General features: G+C 58.3%; 1 protein-coding gene. It reads left to right on the top strand.

Translation table 11 applies throughout. The annotated features are described in order from the left end of the window. The first annotated feature begins 80 nt into the window (after positions 1 to 80). On the top strand, positions 81 to 914 hold the full coding sequence (locus tag ACSQ3J_RS31305; RefSeq protein WP_436041200.1) for an IS5 family transposase: 834 nt from the start codon (positions 81 to 83) through the stop codon (positions 912 to 914). Positions 915 to 935: the final 21 nt, after the last annotated feature.

The following is a 935-nucleotide window of genomic DNA, read 5'->3' as shown; positions in this document are numbered from 1 at the left end:
AGAGGCTGCCTCAAAAAGAGGTGGGTGATTTCAACAGGTTATGATTCCTTCGGATTTGCAAAGATTCGATGGAGTTCACGATGGTCTGGACTGAAATCACCCGTCGGCACTATGCCCGGCGAACGGCACGCTACGCAAGTGACATGACGGATCGGGAATGGGAGCTGGTTGAGCCCTTTCTGCCGATGCCGCGCCGCTTGGGCCGTCCCCGCACGACCGATTTGCGCGAGGTCGTCAACGCTCTGCTTTACATCGCCACGACCGGTTGCCAGTGGCGCATGCTGCCGAAGGATTTCCCGCCCTGTTCAACCGTCCAGCGTTATTTCTACGAGTGGAGGGCGCTGGGGCTTTGGGCACGCATCAACCATCATCTCGTAATGGAGGCCCGCGAGTTGGAGGGCAAGGAGGCAAGCCCGACGGCCGGTGTGATCGATAGCCAGAGCGTCAAAACCACGGAGAGCGGCGGTATACGAGGCTATGATGCAGGCAAGAAAACCAAAGGGCGCAAGCGCCATATCATCGTCGATACGCTTGGTCTGATGGTCGGTCTCATGGTTCACAGCGCCGACATCCAGGATCGCGACGGTGCTCCCGATCTCCTGAAGTCCATCCGCCACAGGTGGCCATGGTTGCTGCATGTCTTCGCCGATGGTGGTTACGCGGGCGACAAGCTGAAGCGGCGGCTGAAGAAGATCGGGCGCTGGACGATTGAGATCATCAAGCGATCAGACAAGGCGAAAGGCTTTCAAGTTCTGCCACGGCGCTGGGTGGTCGAGCGGACTTTCGCGTGGCTCGGTAGATGCCGAAGATTGGCCAAGGACGTCGAGCGCTCCATCGCCTCATCAGAGGCATGGATCATGATCGCCCACATTCGCCTGATAACCAGACGGCTCGTAAGGTATCGATATCGTTGAGGGCTTTTCGAGTCCGACTCT

This window comes from Rhizobium sp. LjRoot98 (assembly GCF_964252935.1).
Taxonomy (GTDB): Bacteria; Pseudomonadota; Alphaproteobacteria; order Rhizobiales; family Rhizobiaceae; genus Pararhizobium.
This window is presented reverse-complemented; position numbering and strand designations above follow the sequence as displayed.

Excerpts from the sequence above, each read along its gene's own strand:
- ACSQ3J_RS31305 (WP_436041200.1), top strand. The coding sequence starts at position 81 with ATGGTCTGGACTGAAATCACCCGTCGGCACTATGCCCGGCGAACGGCA.